This is a genomic window from Ruegeria sp. AH12 (assembly GCF_056541465.1).
This window is the reverse complement of record NZ_JBQFYL010000197.1, coordinates 1-580: the sequence shown is the minus strand read 5'-3', so window position 1 is coordinate 580 and position 580 is coordinate 1. Positions and strand designations below refer to the sequence as shown.

Here is a 580-nt window from a genome sequence, read left to right as displayed (position 1 = left end):
ACTCCGTAATGTTCTAGCTCATATACGGCTTTGGGTGCTTCACGCGCGAGGTATTCCATCGCATCGGTGTCACCCAGCCAGTCCGAGCCCTTTACGGTGTCATACATGTGCCACTGCCAATGGTCTGGCCCCATATTCGACAAGGACGCCGCAATGCCGCCTTGGGCGGCCACTGTGTGTGAACGAGTCGGAAATACCTTCGTCACGCAAGCGGTGCGCAAACCCTGCTCGGCCATGCCCAATGTTGCACGCAGACCCGCGCCACCGGCACCGACAACCACCACGTCATATTCGTGGGTTTCGTATTCATATGCTGCTGTCATTGTTCTTGTTCCTTACTGCGCATATCCGAGGGCCAGACGCGCGAGCGCAAACAGACCCGCAGCAATGAGTGTGTATGCAAAAGCTTGCGCGGCCATCAGCGCCAGCTTTTCCGCGACGCCATGCACGTAGTCCTCAATCGCTTCCTGGGCTTCGCGCAACAAATGCGGGACGACAACAACCAGTGTCAGACCCATGATAATCGCCGGGAACGGGCGGCTGTAATAGGCCAGAGCCTCTTCGTAGGTTCCGCCTAGGG

General features: G+C 57.8%; 2 protein-coding genes. Both read right to left on the bottom strand.

Going from position 1 to position 580, the window contains the following annotated elements; all coding sequences use genetic code 11:
- Positions 1-323 (bottom strand): FAD-binding protein (locus tag ACR0EL_RS22600; RefSeq protein WP_480502370.1); only part of this gene is annotated, 323 nt, incomplete at its 3' end.
- Between the two features lie 12 nt (positions 324-335).
- The coding region (locus ACR0EL_RS22595; protein WP_480502369.1) for a succinate dehydrogenase/fumarate reductase transmembrane subunit at positions 336-580 on the bottom strand (245 nt) is incomplete at its 5' end.